Source organism: Flavivirga rizhaonensis (assembly GCF_004791695.1).
Classification (GTDB): domain Bacteria; phylum Bacteroidota; class Bacteroidia; order Flavobacteriales; family Flavobacteriaceae; genus Flavivirga; species Flavivirga rizhaonensis.
Map to the genome: position 1 here is coordinate 1 of NZ_SRSO01000018.1, position 17850 is coordinate 17850.

The 17850-nt window shown below is 32.6% G+C and carries 13 protein-coding genes and 1 pseudogene; 7 read left to right on the plus strand and 7 right to left on the minus strand.

The genetic code is table 11. From position 1 onward, the window contains the following. Positions 1 to 316 precede the first annotated feature (316 nt). The 3 genes from EM932_RS13030 to EM932_RS13040 form a co-directional block, all read right to left on the minus strand. Positions 317 to 925 (minus strand): NAD(P)/FAD-dependent oxidoreductase, encoded by a 609-nt coding sequence (locus EM932_RS13030; protein ID WP_135877631.1) that lies wholly within the window; start codon positions 923 to 925, stop codon positions 317 to 319. A 68-nt stretch (positions 926 to 993) separates the two neighbouring features. Further along, the gene (locus EM932_RS13035; RefSeq protein ID WP_135877632.1) at positions 994 to 1209 is read right to left on the minus strand and encodes a hypothetical protein; all 216 of its coding nucleotides are present in this window, start codon (positions 1207 to 1209) and stop codon (positions 994 to 996) included. A 12-nt stretch (positions 1210 to 1221) separates the two neighbouring features. Continuing rightward, complete coding sequence (locus EM932_RS13040; protein WP_135877633.1) at positions 1222 to 1809, minus strand: MarC family protein; 588 nt, start codon at positions 1807 to 1809, stop codon at positions 1222 to 1224. A gap of 90 nt (positions 1810 to 1899) precedes the next feature. Here EM932_RS13040 and EM932_RS13045 point away from each other — a divergent pair, with 90 nt between their 5' ends. From EM932_RS13045 to EM932_RS13065, 5 genes are all read left to right on the plus strand, one after another. Further along, positions 1900 to 2472 carry a DUF3109 family protein gene (locus EM932_RS13045; RefSeq protein ID WP_135877634.1) on the plus strand — a complete coding sequence of 191 codons (573 nt, stop codon included), beginning with the start codon at positions 1900 to 1902 and terminating at the stop codon, positions 2470 to 2472. Positions 2473 to 2764: 292 nt separating this feature from the next. After that, complete coding sequence (locus tag EM932_RS13050; protein ID WP_135877635.1) at positions 2765 to 3745, plus strand: ribonucleotide-diphosphate reductase subunit beta; 981 nt, start codon at positions 2765 to 2767, stop codon at positions 3743 to 3745. Between the two features lie 204 nt (positions 3746 to 3949). Then, entirely contained in the window at positions 3950 to 6433 is a 2484-nt protein-coding gene (locus EM932_RS13055; protein WP_135877636.1) for a ribonucleoside-diphosphate reductase subunit alpha, read from the plus strand. A 131-nt stretch (positions 6434 to 6564) separates the two neighbouring features. Continuing rightward, positions 6565 to 7011: a DinB family protein gene (locus tag EM932_RS13060; RefSeq protein ID WP_135877637.1), complete on the plus strand. Its 447-nt coding sequence runs from the start codon at positions 6565 to 6567 to the stop codon at positions 7009 to 7011. A gap of 52 nt (positions 7012 to 7063) precedes the next feature. Next, on the plus strand, positions 7064 to 7501 hold the full coding sequence (locus EM932_RS13065; RefSeq protein ID WP_135877638.1) for a nucleoside deaminase: 438 nt from the start codon (positions 7064 to 7066) through the stop codon (positions 7499 to 7501). Positions 7502 to 7638: 137 nt separating this feature from the next. Here EM932_RS13065 and ppnP read toward each other — a convergent pair. Next, a pseudogene (gene ppnP, locus EM932_RS13070) lies at positions 7639 to 7920 on the minus strand (pyrimidine/purine nucleoside phosphorylase). A 324-nt stretch (positions 7921 to 8244) separates the two neighbouring features. On the opposite strand from ppnP, the gene EM932_RS13075 reads away from it, so the two are divergent. After that, positions 8245 to 10752 carry a TonB-dependent receptor domain-containing protein gene (locus EM932_RS13075; protein ID WP_211344287.1) on the plus strand — a complete coding sequence of 836 codons (2508 nt, stop codon included), beginning with the start codon at positions 8245 to 8247 and terminating at the stop codon, positions 10750 to 10752. 538 nt (positions 10753 to 11290) lie between these two features. Here EM932_RS13075 and EM932_RS13080 read toward each other — a convergent pair. Continuing rightward, positions 11291 to 13579 carry an inorganic phosphate transporter gene (locus EM932_RS13080; RefSeq protein ID WP_135877639.1) on the minus strand — a complete coding sequence of 763 codons (2289 nt, stop codon included), beginning with the start codon at positions 13577 to 13579 and terminating at the stop codon, positions 11291 to 11293. A gap of 69 nt (positions 13580 to 13648) precedes the next feature. Next, entirely contained in the window at positions 13649 to 14860 is a 1212-nt protein-coding gene (locus EM932_RS13085; protein WP_135877640.1) for a porin, read from the minus strand. 383 nt (positions 14861 to 15243) lie between these two features. Here EM932_RS13085 and EM932_RS13090 point away from each other — a divergent pair, with 383 nt between their 5' ends. Next, positions 15244 to 15597, plus strand: a complete 354-nt coding sequence (locus tag EM932_RS13090; RefSeq protein ID WP_135877641.1) for a toxin-antitoxin system YwqK family antitoxin — start codon at positions 15244 to 15246, stop codon at positions 15595 to 15597. 75 nt (positions 15598 to 15672) lie between these two features. On the opposite strand, the gene EM932_RS13095 is transcribed toward EM932_RS13090, so the two are convergent. Next, entirely contained in the window at positions 15673 to 17721 is a 2049-nt protein-coding gene (locus EM932_RS13095) for a hypothetical protein (RefSeq protein ID WP_135877642.1), read from the minus strand. Positions 17722 to 17850 lie beyond the last annotated feature (129 nt).

The window sequence follows — 17850 nt, forward strand, 5'->3', positions numbered from 1 at the left end:
TTAATAATACCTCCTGGTTTTAGAATGACACTTTAAACATACAAACTCGATTTAATTCTTTTTAGAAAAATAATATTAAAGAAATGATTTTCAAGTGTTTGTCATTTCGACAGAGCGAAGTATGAGCCTTTCGACTTCGCTCAAGATAAACTTTCGAGAAATCTCATAAGGATGGGATTCCTCCTCGCAAGCTACGCTTTATATCTTCAAATAAAATATATTTTATTTTCAATAGCATTCGGAATGACATAGTTTCTTTATTAAAACAATTAAACAACTGATTGTTAAGTTTTAATATATCGAGCTCACGTTAAAATTAAGATTCTATTTTATCATGCACCTTAGTATCTTTCCTATCATTCCAAAGCGTTAAAATATCTGTAGCCACATGTGCGCCGCTACCAGAAGCTATGGAAAACTGACTGCGCCAGCCAGCCAGTGTACCAGCTACATATAAATTATCTTCAATTAAATGATCTGTGTTTTTTAACCAAATCCTATTTTTTTCAATAGGAGATCTTGGATGAGGTTCAATATAATACTCAAGCCCTTTAATAGTCATTAAATTAGTATAGCCAACTGCAACGACAACGACTTTAGAAGAATAAGTATTTTTATTGGTTCTTATTTTAAAAACATCTTCAGATTTTGATAGCTCTAAGACTTTTTCCCTTTCAATTTGATTAACATGTGGGTATAAGTCTGTTAATTGTCTTTTTCCATTTTCTAAAATAGAAGCACCAGTTGTTTTAGGCGCTAAACCTAATACATTATTAAATAAGGCGGTTTGAAGATGTGATGTTTTTTGGTGGGCAATGATGCCAATACTTTTGTCTTTAGCAAAAACTTTATTTTTAGCAGAACCTAAAACCAAAGCACAAGACAAGCCTGCTGCACCTCCACCAATAATTAAAGCATCATACATTATACCAATTGAATTTTAAAATTATACATAAGTAAAAAAGAAACAATTTACATGTGTCTTTTTGAAGTTTAATTGGTATTATAGTTGCGTTCTTTTACTTTTTGTTCAATACGTTTAGATATTCTTAAAATAAACATCATAAGGATCACGCAAAGAGACGCTAAAATAGTAATTAAAGCAATTAAACTATCATCTTTAAAAGGCGCATCAAGATTTACTTTTGTAAAGTTGAAAATCATGAGCCCAAAGGCTATAATACTTATAATAATAGTTAAATATTTCATTCTAAATAATGTTTATACGATTTCAAATAATGCTTTAATGTTATGAGCAAACAACTTAACTGCAATGGCTAATAATACAACACCAAATACTTTACGTATAATGTTTATGCCATTTTGCCCTATAAGTCGTTCAATTTTAGCCGATGTTTTCAGTACTATAAAAATAAAAATAACATTCAAAATAACAGCAATAACAATATTTTCAGTTCTAAACTCAGCTCTTAACGATAATAAAGTTGTTAAACTTCCAGGACCTGCAATTAAAGGGAACGCTAAAGGAAATACAGCAGTTGTCATAGCAGTGTTTTCTTCCTGTTTATATAAAGTGATTCCTAAAATCATTTCTAAAGCAATAAAAAACAAAATAAAAGCACCGGCAACAGCAAACGAGTTTACATCAATACCAATAAGGTTTAAAATACTCTTTCCTAAAAACAAGAAAACAACTAATATAATACCCGCAATAATAGAAGCTTTTTCGCTTTGAATTTGACCTGCTTTTTTTCGTAAATCTATAATTATAGGAATGCTTCCTATAATATCTATAACGGCAAATAATACCATAAAAGCCGTAAAGATTTCTTTAAAGTTTAATTGCATTTCTTTGGTTATTAAGTTTGTGTGCAAAGTTCGGTATTAAATACCAAATTATTGCATTAAATAATTCTAAAGATTGTCTATTTTTGCCTGATGTTTCAATTAGGAAAAACCATTGTATCCGAAGATGTTATTGAGAAAGACTTTATGTGTAATCTTTCGGCTTGTAAAGGAGCATGCTGTATTGATGGTGATGCTGGAGCTCCACTAGAAGAAGATGAAGCTAAAATACTAAAAGACATATATTCTAAGGTAAAACCTTTTTTGCGTAAAGAAGGTGTTGAAGCTATAGAATCTCAAGGTGTATACGTAACTAGTGAAGAAGGTGAATTAGAAACGCCTTTAATTAATGGAGCAGATTGTGCCTATGTTATTTTTGATGAAAAAAAAGTAGCGCTTTGTGGTATAGAAGAAGCTTACAATCAAGGCCAAATCTCTTGGAAAAAACCAGTGTCTTGCCATTTATACCCCGTAAGAGTTCAAGATTATAGTGAGTTTTCAGCAGTTAATTACCACAAATGGCAAATTTGCGATGATGCCTGTGCATTAGGTAAAGAATTACAAATACCTATCTATAAATTTGTAAAAGAAGCTTTAATTAGGAAGTTTGGTGAAGATTGGTATATGGAATTAGAGAAAGTTGCAAATTCAAAAAAAAGGGATTAAAATTTATTTTTAAATTTTAAAATTAGCGTCTCATTTCTTTACTTTTTTTGTAAACAAAGCCCCCTTGTTTTAGGGGGCTTAAGCGAAGATGTTAAAAATTAAACATTTAACAATCAGCAAGTTGTAATGTTGTAAGAAAGCCTTTTAAAAGGCTAATTTGTTAAGTTTTGTTAAAAACTTGTTGACAATGTTTATAACTATACCTTTCTTTTATCACTACATTTTTCAATCTTTGTTACTCCCAAATCGAAAGAAATTTTCGTCCAATATTTTATAAAAATCTTAAAAAACAATGTCTCAGACTATAGAACCGATTCTGCAAGAAAACAAAGATCGCTTTGTTATTTTTCCAATTCAACACCATGATATTTGGGAGTGGTATAAAAAATCGGAGGCAAGTTTCTGGACAGCAGAAGAAATTGATTTACATCAAGATCTTACAGATTGGGCTACAAAGCTTAATGATGATGAACGTTATTTTATAAAACACATCCTAGCATTTTTTGCTGCAAGTGATGGTATTGTAAACGAAAATTTAGCTGAGAACTTTGTAAACGAAGTGCAGTATAGTGAAGCGAAATTCTTTTATGGATTTCAAATCATGATGGAAAATATTCATAGTGAAACCTATTCACTTTTAATAGATACTTATGTAAAAGACGAAAAAGAAAAAGATCTTTTGTTTAATGCTCTTGATAACTTTCCTGCTATTAAAAAGAAAGCAGATTGGGCATTAAAATGGATTGAATCTCCAAGTTTTGCAGAACGTTTAATCGCGTTCGCAGCAGTTGAAGGTATTTTCTTTTCTGGAGCATTTTGTTCTATTTTCTGGTTAAAGAAAAGAGGATTAATGCCTGGCTTAACATTTTCTAATGAGTTAATATCTCGTGATGAAGGTGTACACTGTGATTTTGCAGTGCATATACATAATAAGCATTTAATAAATAAAGTGCCTAAATCCCGTATTAGAGAAATACTAGTGGATGCTTTAGATATTGAACGCGAATTTATAACAGAATCTTTACCAGCAAGTCTAATTGGAATGAATGCAGTTTTAATGGCACAATATTTAGAATTTGTGACAGATAGATTGTTAAGTGAATTAGGCTGCGAAAAAGAATACAATACAGCAAACCCATTTGATTTTATGGATATGATTTCATTACAAGGAAAAACAAATTTCTTTGAGAAACGTGTGTCAGAATATCAAAAAGCGGGTGTCCTTAATAAAGAAGAAGAAAAAGATAAATTCAGTTTTGACGCCGATTTTTAATTGAGCCCCTAATTTTCAAAAATCTCTCTTTTTGAAAATTCAATTAGAATGACATTCCCATAATAGGAGGGAAATTAATAACCTTTTGTTAAAGTAACCAAAGTAACTGATTTTTGTCTAATTAACCATTAGAGCTAAACATTAGAATAATAATCTAACCGATTTTCTGAAGGTGTATCAGAAAACCTAAAAAGTGTAATAAATATGTATGTAGTAAAAAGAGACGGCAGAAAAGAGCAAATCATGTTCGATAAAATCACTGCAAGAGTGAGAAAATTATGTTATGGATTAAACGAATTAGTCGATCCATTAAAAGTAACAATGCGTGTCATTGAAGGATTATATGATGGTGTTACTACAAGCGAACTTGATAATCTTGCGGCAGAGATTGCAGCAACTATGACGACAGCGCATCCAGATTACGCTCGTTTAGCTGCTCGTATTTCGGTTTCTAACTTACATAAAAACACTAAAAAGACATTTAGTGATGTTATGGAAGATTTACACAAATATGTAAATCCAAGAACAGGTAAAGACGCCCCACTTTTAGCAGACGATGTATATGAAGTGATTATGGCTAATAAAGAACGCCTCGATTCTACTATCATATATAACCGAGATTTTGGTTATGATTATTTTGGTTTTAAAACTTTAGAGCGCTCCTATCTTTTAAAATTGAATGGGGTCATTGCAGAGCGCCCTCAACATATGCTTATGCGTGTTTCAATAGGAATTCATTTAAATGATTTAGATGCGGCTATTGAGACCTATGAGCTAATGTCTAAAAAATATTTTACACACGCTACACCAACACTATTTAATTCTGGTACACCAAAACCTCAAATGTCATCTTGTTTTCTTTTAACAATGAAAGAAGATAGTATTGATGGTATTTACGACACTTTAAAACAAACAGCTAAGATTTCACAATCAGCAGGTGGTATTGGTTTAGCGATGCATAATGTAAGAGCTACAGGTAGTTATATCGCAGGAACCAACGGCACCAGTAATGGTATTGTGCCTATGCTTCGTGTATTTAATGATACAGCACGTTATGTAGATCAAGGAGGTGGAAAACGAAAAGGAAGTTTTGCTATTTATTTAGAAACTTGGCATGCCGATATTTTTGATTTCTTAGACTTAAAGAAAAACCATGGTAAAGAAGAAATGCGTGCGCGTGATTTATTTTATGCGATGTGGATTTCAGATTTATTTATGAAACGTGTTCAAGAAGATGGCGATTGGACTTTAATGTGTCCTAATGAATGTCCTGGAATGGATGAGACACATAGTGAGGAATTTGAAGCTCTATATTTAAAATATGAAGCAGAAGGAAAAGGGCGTAAAACAATAAAAGCACGTGAGCTTTGGGAGAAAATATTAGAATCTCAAATTGAAACAGGTACGCCATACATGTTGTATAAAGATGCGGCAAATCGTAAGTCTAATCAGAAAAATTTAGGAACCATCCGTTCTTCAAATTTATGTACAGAGATTATGGAGTACACATCTCCAGATGAGGTAGCTGTATGTAATTTGGCATCTATAGCGCTACCAATGTTTATTAAAAACGGTGAATTCGATCATAAAGAATTGTTCCGTATTACAAAACGCGTTACTAAAAACTTAAATCGAGTTATAGATAGAAATTATTATCCAGTAAAAGAAGCCGAAAACTCTAATATGCGCCACAGGCCAATAGGTTTAGGGGTACAAGGGTTGGCAGATACATTTATACAATTACGTATGCCTTTTACAAGTGATGCCGCTAAAAAATTAAATCAAGATATTTTTGAAACGCTTTACTATGCGGCAGTTACTGCAAGTATGGAAGAAGCAAAAGCTGATGGCCCTTACGAAACTTATGAAGGATCTCCAATAAGTAAAGGGGAATTCCAACATAATTTATGGAATTTAAAAGATGAAGAATTAAGCGGTAATTGGGATTGGGAGAAACTACGTAAGCAAGTGCTAAAAAATGGTGTGCGTAACTCATTATTAGTGGCACCTATGCCAACCGCATCAACATCTCAAATTCTTGGTAATAATGAATGTTTTGAGCCATACACTTCTAATATTTATACCCGCCGTGTATTATCTGGTGAGTTTATTGTTGTGAATAAGCATTTATTAGAAGATTTAGTTGACCTAGGGCTCTGGAATGAAAGTTTAAAACAAGATATCATGAGGGCTAATGGTTCTATTCAAAATATTGATACCATTCCTCAAGATATAAAAGATTTATATAAAACAGTTTGGGAGTTAAGTATGAAAGATATTATAGATATGTCTCGCCAAAGAGGGTACTTTATAGATCAGTCACAATCACTAAACTTATTTTTAGAAGGAGCTACTATGGCTAAGCTAACATCAATGCATTTTTACGCATGGAAAAGTGGTTTAAAAACAGGTATGTATTACTTGCGTACTAAGAGTGCAGTAGATGCTATTAAGTTTACTCTACAAACAACTAAGAAAGAAGAACCAACTGCAGACGTTGTAGAAGTTAAGGATGTTAATGTACAGCAAGAGCAAGCAAAAAAGAAACAAGTAGCAGCAAATAATGCAGCTAAATTTGCAAAACAAAACACACCGGAAGTTGAGCCTATGACTGCAGAAGAAATGAAAGCACTTATTGCCCAAGCAAAAGCAGGAGAAGGCGATGATTGCTTAATGTGCGGGTCTTAACTAATTTTCACTTATTTAATATGTCTCCCAATTCTTATTTAAAAGAATTTGAGAGGGATTTCGAATTAAGTGTTGTACAAAAGCATCTCTGTTGAGATGCTTTTTTATCGTTAATACCAATTAATTAAAAAATGAATAAAACAGTAAATAAACTTGAAGCTCTAATAAAAAAAGGATTAGAATATATATTGCAATCTTCAGAACTTGAATTGGCTCAAAAATCATCACCTGAAAAGTGGTCAAAAAAAGAAATTTTAGGACATCTTATTGATTCCGGAATAAATAACCTTCAACGATTTACCGAAATTCAGTATGAGAACAAACCTTATAAAATAAGAAGGTACGAACAAGATAAATTAGTGAAAGCTAATGACTATCAAAATGCTGAATCTAAAGAAATTGCTGATTTTTGGTTTGCTATTAATACTAGAATAATGTGTTTAATAAGTCAACAAACAGAAGAAACGCTTAATTACAAAATTAAAATAGATGATAGCAGTAACACCTCGGATTTGAGATTTTTAATTCAGGACTACGTCAATCATTTAGAGCATCATCTAAATCAAATTCTGGAATAATACTAATTTGATATATAAAATGATGTATAAAACCTAAAAACACTATGTTTAAATGGATATATTTTTACAAGCAGCCATAGACGAAGCAAAGAAAGGACTGCAAGAAGGCGGTATCCCTATTGGGTCTGTTATTGTTTATAAGGGTGAGATAATTGGCAGAGGTCACAATAGGAGAATTCAAAATGGAAGTGTTGTACTACACGGAGAAATGGATGCTTTCGAGAATGCAGGTCGCTTGCCTACAAGTGTATATAAAGCGAGTACTTTATACACAACACTGTCGCCTTGCAGTATGTGCTCTGGAGCTATTTTGCTGTATGGTATTCCAAAAGTTATAATAGGTGAGAACAAAACCTTTTTAGGAGAAGAAGCCTTATTAAAATCACGCGGTGTAAAAATAGAAGTTGTAGATAATCAGGAATGTATCACGCTTATGGAGTCCTTTATTTCTAATAAACCCGAATTATGGAATGAGGATATTGGGAAATAGTTTCTATTTATCATAAAACAGAAAAACACCTTCTAGGAGAGAGGTGCTTTTTACTGGTTCCAAAAGAAGTTAAAACTGAGCTTCTAAAATTTTTTGACACGAGATAATCAAACAAGCTCTTTTTCTAATTAAGAACCTTATTTATATTGACATAAATAAGAGGTCTGTTCAGATACTTTTACTTGAAACGTTTTATTGGCTTCAATCTGGTACGATTCGCCAGCTTTGTACGTTATCTATTCTGATTCGCCAGGTAATTTAACGGTCATTTCTCCTTCAATAACAAGCATTGTTTCGTGAGTAGAAGTACCAAATTCATAATCGCCAGCATTCATAACTCCTAAAGTAGATTTTCCAGTTTTAGTAGTATATCCTAAAGATTTAACGTTACCATCAAAATAGTTGTTTGTTGAAATCATATATTTATTTTAAAATTTTGACGAAAATAGCAAACTCAATTGGCATAGTGGTATGCTAATAAACATTATTATTAGTCAAATAGCTATATAAAATATTCAAAACCCCCTTATTCATTAAAGAAAATAAATTTATTACTACATGTATTAAACTTTTAATGGTTTTTAAGGTCAAAGAAGGTTTATTTCAGAAATTTATAAAAATATCTAACTATTTAAAAGCAATCGTTACTTATGACTTATACTTTTCAAAAAGACCTTAGTAGAATCTTTTTTAAAACTTATATTTGCCCAGAATTTATTAATAATAACTCCCTTACTCTACACATGAGGTCTATTAAATTACTAGTTGTTGCCTTTTTGTTAATATCAAATTTTGCAATAGCACAGATTACTGGAAAAATACAAGATACTACTGATAATTATCCTTTAGAATATGCCACAGTAGCACTTTATAACCAAGATGACAAATCACTTGTAACGGGCGTTATTACAAATATTGATGGTGTTTTTATTATTGAAAATGTTAAAAATGGACGCTATTATTTAGAAGCGTCTTTTGTTGGTTATACCACGAAAACTATTCAAAATATAGACATCTATAAAGGTAATAAACGTATAGATTTAGGAGTCATAAAATTGGTTTTAGGAAATCGACTTAACGAAGTGGAAATTAGGGGAGAACGTGCAACAGTAATTAACAAAATTGACCGTCAAGTATTCGATTCTAAAAATTTTCAAAATAGCCAGGGTGGTAGCGCAACTGATATTATTAAAAACTTGCCTTCGGTATCTGTTGATGGTTTAGGAGGTATAAGCGTTAGAGGAAGTAAAGGGTTTGCTGTTTTAATTAATGGAAAACCTACCCAGGGGGATGCTAGTGCTATTTTAGCGCAATTACCTGCCAATGCCTTAGAAAAAATAGAAATTATTACAGCACCATCTGCAAAATACGACCCCGAAGGCAAGGGTGGTATTTTAAATATTATTACAAAAGAAGGCGCTACTAACGGAACATTTGCACAAATAAACCTGCGTGGTGGGTTTCCGTCGATTGAACCTTATGATACTCAAGTGTCGGCACAACGCTACGGAATAGATGCTACCATTAATAAAAGAACCGATAAATGGAATTTATCATTTGGAACCAGTTACCAGCGTAATGATAAAACTGGTAGAAGAGAAGGCGAGTTATTTATTGTAAACCAAGCAGAAGATAAACAAACCTTTTTGCCATCAGACGGAGAACGTAGTTTTGACAATATTAGTTATAATGGTCGTTTTACTGTAGACTTTACACCAAATAAAAACGATGAATTCTCATTAGGCTTTTTTGCGGGGAAACATACTGTTGATAGGTTAGCAGATATTACCTATTTTGATAATCACGCTATTTCTCCCATTGGAAGCAATAACAGATTATACACCTTTTCGTATTACAACCACAACTTAAGAACCCGTAAAGGAGATTTTGTGCTGGGGAGTTTTGATTATGGGCATACTTTTGGTGATAAATCAAAAGTATCAACATCATTTTTATATGAATATACCTTTTTAGGGGGTCCAACCTATAACGACAATGTAGATACTCCAGCCTATAATGTTATTTATCAACAAGAATTTAATACCAACGATAATCCTTTACATGGGGTGCGTTATAATTTAGATTATAAATGGAAACCGTTTTCATTTGGAATTATTGAAACAGGATATCAATTTAGAAATTTAAATCACGAAGGCGAATTTGTTTATGAGCGCGACGGGGTTGTCGTGCCAGAGTTTTCAAGTAATATTGAGTTAAAAAGAACACTTCATTCGGCCTATGGACAATTAACAGGAGCTAAAGACAAATGGGATTATGCTGCTGGTGTACGTTTAGAATCAATGAATAGAAAGTACACTGAAGCTTTGGTTAGTGAAGCAGTTCCAAATGAATATAAATACGATTTTGTAAAATTGTTTCCTTCAGCATCATTACAATATTCGGTAAACGACGATACCAAAATTAAAGCGGCTTATAGTAAGAGAGTAGAGCGTACCACTACCTTAAAAATGAATAGTTTCGCAGAACGTGAGCATTCAGAAGTTTTTGAACAAGGAGACAATCGTTTACTTCCTGAATTTATAGATTTGGTAGAGCTTGGTGTTAACAAAAAATTCAATAATAACACTTCTGGATATGCAACGGCTTATTATAGACATGTAAACAACGCTATTAATCGTGTTAATACCCTAGCTTATGAGAGTAATGGTGCTGTAATTGATACTATTTTAAACCGTGTGTATTCTAATGTTGGAAAAAGCAATGCTATAGGCATAGAACTTGGTACACAATTTAAAGCCGCCAAAAATTGGAGCAATTTTATAGGTGCGAATATATATAACTACGATATAGATGGGGATTTTGTGTTTAGACATCGCGATGGTATTACCAGAAATTACAATGTAAATAGTAGCAACACGATCTATTCGTTTAATGTAAATTCTACCTATTCGTTCTGGAAAAATGCTACTTTGCAATTTACTTTTAACTACCTGTCTGAAACTAATACCGCACAGGGTCAAGACTCTCAGTTCTATTCCCCAAATTTAACCTTGAAAAAATCGTTTTTAGACAGTCGATTAGTAGCTACATTACAATGGCAAAATATCGATATGGGATTATTAAAAACGAACGAACAAAGTATTGCTACTTCCAGAGCAAATGAATTTTATACCTATACCAATTATGTGTATGAAGTAGATATGATTACCTTAAATCTATCCTATACTTTTAATAAGGTTAAAAACAAATCGAAGTTTATAGATAGTGAATTTGGTAAAAAAGAGTTTTAATCGAAAAGAGTTCTCCGAGGCTCAGCCTCCGTTGAAATTGTCATTCCCATGCCTGTCTCAACTTGATTGGGTATGAAACGAGCGAGACCTGTGCTGAGTACTTTGGCTGCGCTCAGTATAAACTAAAGTCGAAGCATACCTCTATGGCTCTGTCGAGGATAGTTGGTTTCAAGAAATTCTTTATTGAATTCTCTATCTATACATAAGTTACTAACTGACGCATTAAATGAAGCTCATTCTATTCTAAGACCAGATTCTACTGGAAATAAAGTCAGATCCAACTCTGGAGTTATATTTTTTCATCCAAAGACTAACACAGTTAAATTCATCAAATACTAGAGAAGAATATAGGTCGAACTCGCGTTATTTTAAAACGGAACAGGGTGAGTCATAATAAAAAGAGGCTGTCTGAAAAGTGGTTAATCTTGTCATTCAGAGCAACGCGAAGAATCTTATTTCACTCATAATCAGAGTCATATATTTTAAAGAGATTCTTCATTCCATTCAGAATGACACTTTTTAGACAGCCTCTTTGCTTTTAAGTATATTCTTCTTCAGGATTACTTGCAAGGGTTGCAGGTTCAACAGAACTATCATGAGCATTATGATATTCTTGTAGGAGATTCATAGTTGCCGTTAATAAATCTTTTGTTTCTAAAAGAAGACTGAAATATAAAGTTGTATTTTTTGGACTGGATTCTTCGGTTCTGGTGCGTTCTACTTGTATTTGTATTTTTTCAGTAACTAAATCAAAAATTTCTTTTTTATTATTTAAAATAGCACCAATTTGTTCGAATGATCGTGAATCAAAAGCTTTTTTAGTTGTGTTAAATAATGACTCAAGATCCTGGTCAATTTGTTTAAGTTCTTTAATTTGATTGAACTTTAATTTCTTATGATTGTTGTTTACATGTTTATGACTTACTTTAGAAATATATTCTAATGATTGTGTCATATCTTGTAAATACCCTAATATGTTAATATAGAAGTTACTTGCACCTAAGCTAGATTCGTCTAAATTTTTAATAAAATAAAATATATTGTCACGTAATTCATCGATTTCATAAGATAGCTTCACGATGTTTTTCTTATTCTTTTTTAGTAAAACTAAATCTTGTTTTGCTAAACCATCTATAGCACTAGAATAAATCTTGTTACCACGTTTTACAACATTAGCTATATTGTTTGCGCTTTCATGTATAACACCTTGAATAGAGCTGCTTTCAGCTTGTGTTAGACTATCTTCATCAACAACTTTTTTTGAACTCTCTTTATGTGATAAGTAATTTCTAACTAATAGAATAATAGTTAATAATAACAAAATAGGTGTCATTACACTAGGGTTCCATTTAATTAAAAAGACCACTGTTCCTGCAGCAATAAAGGCACCAATGGCGGTACCAAACCATCCACCAATAACATTTAGTACACCTGCAACTCTATAAACGGCACTTTCTCTTCCCCAAGCACGATCTGCAAACGATGTACCCATGGCAACCATAAAGGTTACATAAGTTGTAGATAGAGGCAATTTCATTGATGTTGCAATAGCGATTAACACACCTGCTACCATTAGGTTTACAGAAGCTCTAATCATATCAAAAGCAGGCACATTGATGCTTTGGTCTTTTGTTAATACAACATCTGGTTTTTCAAAACTCTTACCTATTTTTTCTTGAGTAGATACAGGTACAATTTTACTAAATACATCAGATAACCAAGTGGACCCTTTTACAACGCTTCTTGATAATATATTTGGCTCGAATTTTTCGTGTGTATCTCCTTGACGAGATAAACTTATTTCAGTTTCTGCTACTGTTTTGGCTTTCTTGGAAAACCATAAGGTTAATACCATAATACCACCAGCTATAAATAGTAATAATGGCTCAGCAGGTACTTTCTTGTCAAGTACTTCCATTGAAAACATGGAGGCATCAACACCAGAACCAATCCATGCTTCATAAGAATGATAGGCGGCCATTGGTACACCAATAAAGTTTACTAAATCATTACCAGAAAAAGCGAGTGCCAAACCAAAAGTTCCAACAGCAATTACAACAAGTAAGATCGTTTTTTTGAATACCTTTTGGAATCCGAATGAAAATAAAGTCCAAAAAATTAAGCTTCCTAGTATAATAAGCAATTCATTGCCTTCAAGAAGGTCTTTAAGATCTTTATAATAAGGCGTCCCTTTTAGTCCTTTTAAAAAGATAAAATAAGTGATAGCAGCTAAAGAAATACCGCCAAAGATAGCTCCGAAATTTTTTATTTTCTTCTCATAATGGAACGTAAAAACTAAACGAGAAACCCATTGTACGATGGCTCCAACCGTAAAAGCAATGAATACAGACATTATTATGCCTCGAATAATTTCTAAAGCTTTCTTTGTATTTATATAATCTCCCAGATTAGCAAAAGTTTGAGAATCTGAAGCACTAATTTTTATTAATGACATAACCACAGCAGCACCTAATAAGTTAAATACAATAGAAACTGTTGTAGATGTTGGCAACCCTAATGTGTTAAAGAAATCTAACAGTAATATGTCTGTAATCATTACAGCCATAAAAATATACATGATTTCTTCAAAATTAAACATGGCTGGCACGAAAATTCCTTTACGGGCAACTTCCATCATTCCACTTGAAAAAACGGCTCCAATAAAAATACCTAAACTTGCAACTATCATAATAGTTCGCATTGAAATGGCTTTAGAGCCAATAGCGGAGTTTAGGAAATTTATAGCATCATTACTTACTCCAACTACAATATCAGCAATCGCTAAAACTGTAATGGCAATTAGCATTAATAAATATATATTATCCATAATTTAATTAAAATAAGTTTGCAAATATCTTAAGTGTTACTAAGTAATATGTTACGTAAATGTTATGTTTTAAAAATGAATGTCAAATTGTAATCTCCACATTAATTCATTGTTTGCACCATCAACTTCTAAGTGGCTAATATCGGTTTGTACTTTTAAACTGTGTCCTGCAATATATTTAGATACGCCTAAGGTATATTGACTTTCAGGGTTTTTACCTGTAATAGCTTTGTCTAACTCTATATTAGTATAACGCCCAGAAACTTCCCAACTATTTTTAAACAAATATCCAGTTTGTAAGTTTAGACCTTTCCCTACTTGAACAACAACTTGTTTTCCATCTTTTAATAAAGGAGAATCATCAGAGTTTTTTGCAAAAGGATCTTTGGCATCTCTGTCGGCATATTCTGCCATAAATGAAAAGCCTTTATACTTAAACATAGCATCAATAAATAGGGTGTTAATATTTGTTTCATAAAAACCATCACCATTATCTTTGATCATATAAGATCCTTGATTGCTCCTGTTTTTAACGGCATTATTATTATGATCATAAGCTACAGCTAATGATAACTTTGGTGTTTGTTCACGAGTTAAATCGCCTCCTTTATAGTCTCCTTTACTTATAAAACTTCCAAAAGGGAATAATTCTACACGTCCTGTAAATTGGTGCCCACCTAAATTACCAGTGGTAATATTTCTGCCTTCACCTTGGGCAATAGAAAATATTTCTTTAATAATAAACTTATCAGACAGCTTAAAATGGTGTCTTAGTTGCATACCCATATCTCTATCTATTGTAAATCTACTATTTAATAAAGAACGATCTACTTGTTGAAGATTTGCTGAGGAAATAACACGTTCTCTGTTTCCTGGAAGTTTTGTTTGTCCGAACCATAATTCGAAATTTTCGTAAAAGTTCCACATAACAACGGCATCTAAAATATACCTTGGCGCATTACTAGTAAATTGTGAAGCACCAGATTGGTCTCTATTTGACAAGCCTAATTCAAATTTATACTTAAATTTTGGGCTAAAAGCATAACCATCAAATTTTAAACGCGAACGTCTAATTAACATGCTAGATTCATTGCTTTCACCATCTTCCCAAATAGAAGTAGTTAAAAATTGAGCTCTTAATCCAATTTTCATAGTCCAAGTACTATCCTTTCCTACCAGATTAAATAATCCTTTTCCAAATTTTGGTGCGTTTGATTCTTGTGCGTTTACAACAGTTAGAGCAAATAAAAAAAATGCTACAAGCGTAGTTTTAAGTTTCATTATAAGTATAAGTTTTTGTCGCTGCAAAGAACTAATACTAATGTTAACTTAATGTTAACTAAGGATTAAATAAAAACTAATAAAAGGCTGCCTTGGCCTAAGGCAGCCTCATTAGAAATCATAATAATGTAGTCGACAAAAACTAATAGATTATAATGAAATACTAATTTTAGTCTTAAGACAAATACAAATCTCTTAGTTTAAAGTAACTTGAATGTGATGTAAATATTAAGTAATCATTAAGGATTCCAATGTTAAATCTTAAAATCTATTTATTTATTAATCAGTGCGTTAATGTTTTAATGTTAACTTAATGTTATGTAAAGGTTGATTTAGTGTTATCTTATTTGTATATTTGGTATATAATGTTAAAACCCATAATTATGAAGAACTCAATTTTATTTTATTTTGCCTTTTTAATTACTGTGGTATCTTTTGGTCAACAAAAGAGAGATTTAAAACATAACAAAGACACGAACTTAATTGAAGTTGTTTATTATCATGACAATGGTGCTGTAAGCCAAACAGGGACTTACACAGCAGATGGTAAACTACATGGTGAGTGGTTGAGTTTTAACACAGAAGGCAAAAAAGTAGTTTCTGCAAATTATGATAATGGTAAAAAAGTCGGCAAGTGGTTTTATTGGAATAATGAAACTGTAAAAGAAGTAGATTATAGTGCTAATGTTATAGCTGGTTTAAAGGAATCTGACACCAAAGGGAATCAAGGTATTTAAACTAAAAAAATAGTTAATAAAAAAAGCATCCTAAGAAATTTAGGATGCTTTTTTGTGAATTAAATATGTTATTTTTTATAAACCAGCATTTCTCCAAGTCCATCCTGAAATATCTAATGCAGTAGCATCTTTTCCAGAATTAAGTGTGTATTTGCTAGTTTCACCAGATAGTACTGTTACATCAGCACCAGCACCTTCAATTATTACATTAGCTGTAGAGCCTCCATCTTTCATATCTAAGTCAACATCATATCCAGTAAGATGTAAACCAGTAATGGTGCCACCAGATTGTTTTTTAAATTGTAACGCAGTTCCACCTCCACTAGAAATAGCTGTAATATTAGTAAAAGTAGGGTTTCCATTTGCTTTATCTCCTTCAAAAACGGTGGAGAAATCATCATTAGTATTAGAAATATAAGCATTGGTTACAGAACCACTCCATCCCTCAGTCCAATCAATAGCATCGTCAAGAGCATCTTTTATATATAAGTTAGTTGCAGATACTGTTCCGCCGAAAAACTCAACACCATCATCTTCACCATTTATAACAGATATATTTTCTATGGTTGTCATTGAACCAACAGCATATAAAGAAAGACCATTATATTGAGACTCAGAGTTAATTTGAGCTCCAGTTCCTTTAAGAACTAAATATCTTACTGAACCAGAATTGTCATTATCAGTAGTTCCTCCATAAACAAAACCACCTACTTCGGCAACAGCATCAACACCAGCGGTAGTCGTAGCATTACCACAGATTGTTAAACCTCCCCAGTCTCCTCCGTTACCACTAGCAGAAGCAATTACAACAGGATTACCTGCTTCACCTTGAATATCTATTTCACCACCTTTTAAAACAGCGATGTATACGCCTGTACCACCATCTCTAGCAGTAATTTTTGTTCCAGCTGGAATGGTTAATTTACCACCACTTTGAACAATATAAGAAGAGTTTAATGTATAGTTTACCGAAGCATCTAAAGTAACATTACCAATAACAGCCCCTTGTAAAACACTGCTTTCAAATGATAAATTTGTGTCTACCCAATCAAAATCTGCAGCATCAACAGTAGGAACTACAGTAGTATTTAATGCGAAAGTGTAAATACTTTCGTCTACATCTGCTGTGTCTGGGTCATCTTCAACCATTGCTACAGGAGAATAACCATCAGAGAAGATTACATTGGCTGTATCTCCACCATCTTTCATGTCTAAGTCTATATCATACCCACTTAAAGATAACCCAGAAATAGTACCACCAGATTGTTTTTTGAATTGTAAAGCAGTACCTCCAACGGTAGAAACTGCCGTTATATTTGTAAAAGTAGGGTTTCCATTGTCTTTATCTCCTTCAAAAACAGTAGAGAAATTAGCAACAGTATTAGAAATATAAGCATTAGTAACAGATCCATTCCAACCTTCAGTCCAGTCTATAGAATCATCATCATTATTTTCTAAGTATAAGTTAGAAGCGGAAACAGTTCCACCAAAAAACTCAACCCCATCATCAGATCCATTTATTACCGCTACGTGGTCTACTAACGTACCAGAACCAACAGCATAAAAAGAAACACCATTATATTGAGATTCTGTATTGATTTGGGCTCCAGTACCAACAATTTGTAAGTATCTTATAATCCCCGAACTGTCTGTGTCTTCATTACCGCCGTAAATAAAACCGCCAACTTCAGCTTGAGCATCTACTCCTGCAGATGTGGTAGCTTTTCCGCATAGAGTTAATCCACCCCAATCACCAGGCTTTCCATCTACAGAAGACATTACAACTGGACTTCCTGCATTACCGTTAATATTAATTTGAGCACCTTTTAAAACAGCGATATAAACGTCTGTACCTCCATTGTCAGCAAGAATTTTCGTGCCAGCAGGAATATTTAATGTAGCGCCATCTGCAACAATAAACTGCCCTGTTAAATTATAAACAGTCGAAGCGTTAAGTGTATAGTTTTCTTCTAAGGTACCTTTCATGGTACCAGCGTTTAAGTTTTCAATAACTTCTGTTTCCGAAGGTACTATGGGAGCTGGATCATCAGAGCTACAGCTGGTTAAATTAATAGTAGCATAAGCTAATATTATGGTTAATAATTTTAAAGATAATTTTTTCATTTTTTTATTAGTTTTATTGTTATGCAAAGAAAATTGATTAGTGTCTCTTGTTGTTTAATAGAATATTAAACGTAGGTTACGTTTTTTTGTTAAAACACATCCTTTTGTTATTAAAATGTTAAGTGAATA

Excerpts from the sequence above, each read along its gene's own strand:
- EM932_RS13030 (WP_135877631.1), bottom strand. The coding sequence starts at position 925 with ATGTATGATGCTTTAATTATTGGTGGAGGTGCAGCAGGCTTGTCTTGT.
- EM932_RS13035 (WP_135877632.1), bottom strand. The coding sequence starts at position 1,209 with ATGAAATATTTAACTATTATTATAAGTATTATAGCCTTTGGGCTCATG.
- EM932_RS13040 (WP_135877633.1), bottom strand. The coding sequence starts at position 1,809 with ATGCAATTAAACTTTAAAGAAATCTTTACGGCTTTTATGGTATTATTT.
- EM932_RS13045 (WP_135877634.1), top strand. The coding sequence starts at position 1,900 with ATGTTTCAATTAGGAAAAACCATTGTATCCGAAGATGTTATTGAGAAA.
- EM932_RS13050 (WP_135877635.1), top strand. The coding sequence starts at position 2,765 with ATGTCTCAGACTATAGAACCGATTCTGCAAGAAAACAAAGATCGCTTT.
- EM932_RS13055 (WP_135877636.1), top strand. The coding sequence starts at position 3,950 with ATGTATGTAGTAAAAAGAGACGGCAGAAAAGAGCAAATCATGTTCGAT.
- EM932_RS13060 (WP_135877637.1), top strand. The coding sequence starts at position 6,565 with ATGAATAAAACAGTAAATAAACTTGAAGCTCTAATAAAAAAAGGATTA.
- EM932_RS13065 (WP_135877638.1), top strand. The coding sequence starts at position 7,064 with ATGGATATATTTTTACAAGCAGCCATAGACGAAGCAAAGAAAGGACTG.
- EM932_RS13075 (WP_211344287.1), top strand. The coding sequence starts at position 8,245 with ATGAGGTCTATTAAATTACTAGTTGTTGCCTTTTTGTTAATATCAAAT.
- EM932_RS13080 (WP_135877639.1), bottom strand. The coding sequence starts at position 13,579 with ATGGATAATATATATTTATTAATGCTAATTGCCATTACAGTTTTAGCG.
- EM932_RS13085 (WP_135877640.1), bottom strand. The coding sequence starts at position 14,860 with ATGAAACTTAAAACTACGCTTGTAGCATTTTTTTTATTTGCTCTAACT.
- EM932_RS13090 (WP_135877641.1), top strand. The coding sequence starts at position 15,244 with ATGAAGAACTCAATTTTATTTTATTTTGCCTTTTTAATTACTGTGGTA.
- EM932_RS13095 (WP_135877642.1), bottom strand. The coding sequence starts at position 17,721 with ATGAAAAAATTATCTTTAAAATTATTAACCATAATATTAGCTTATGCT.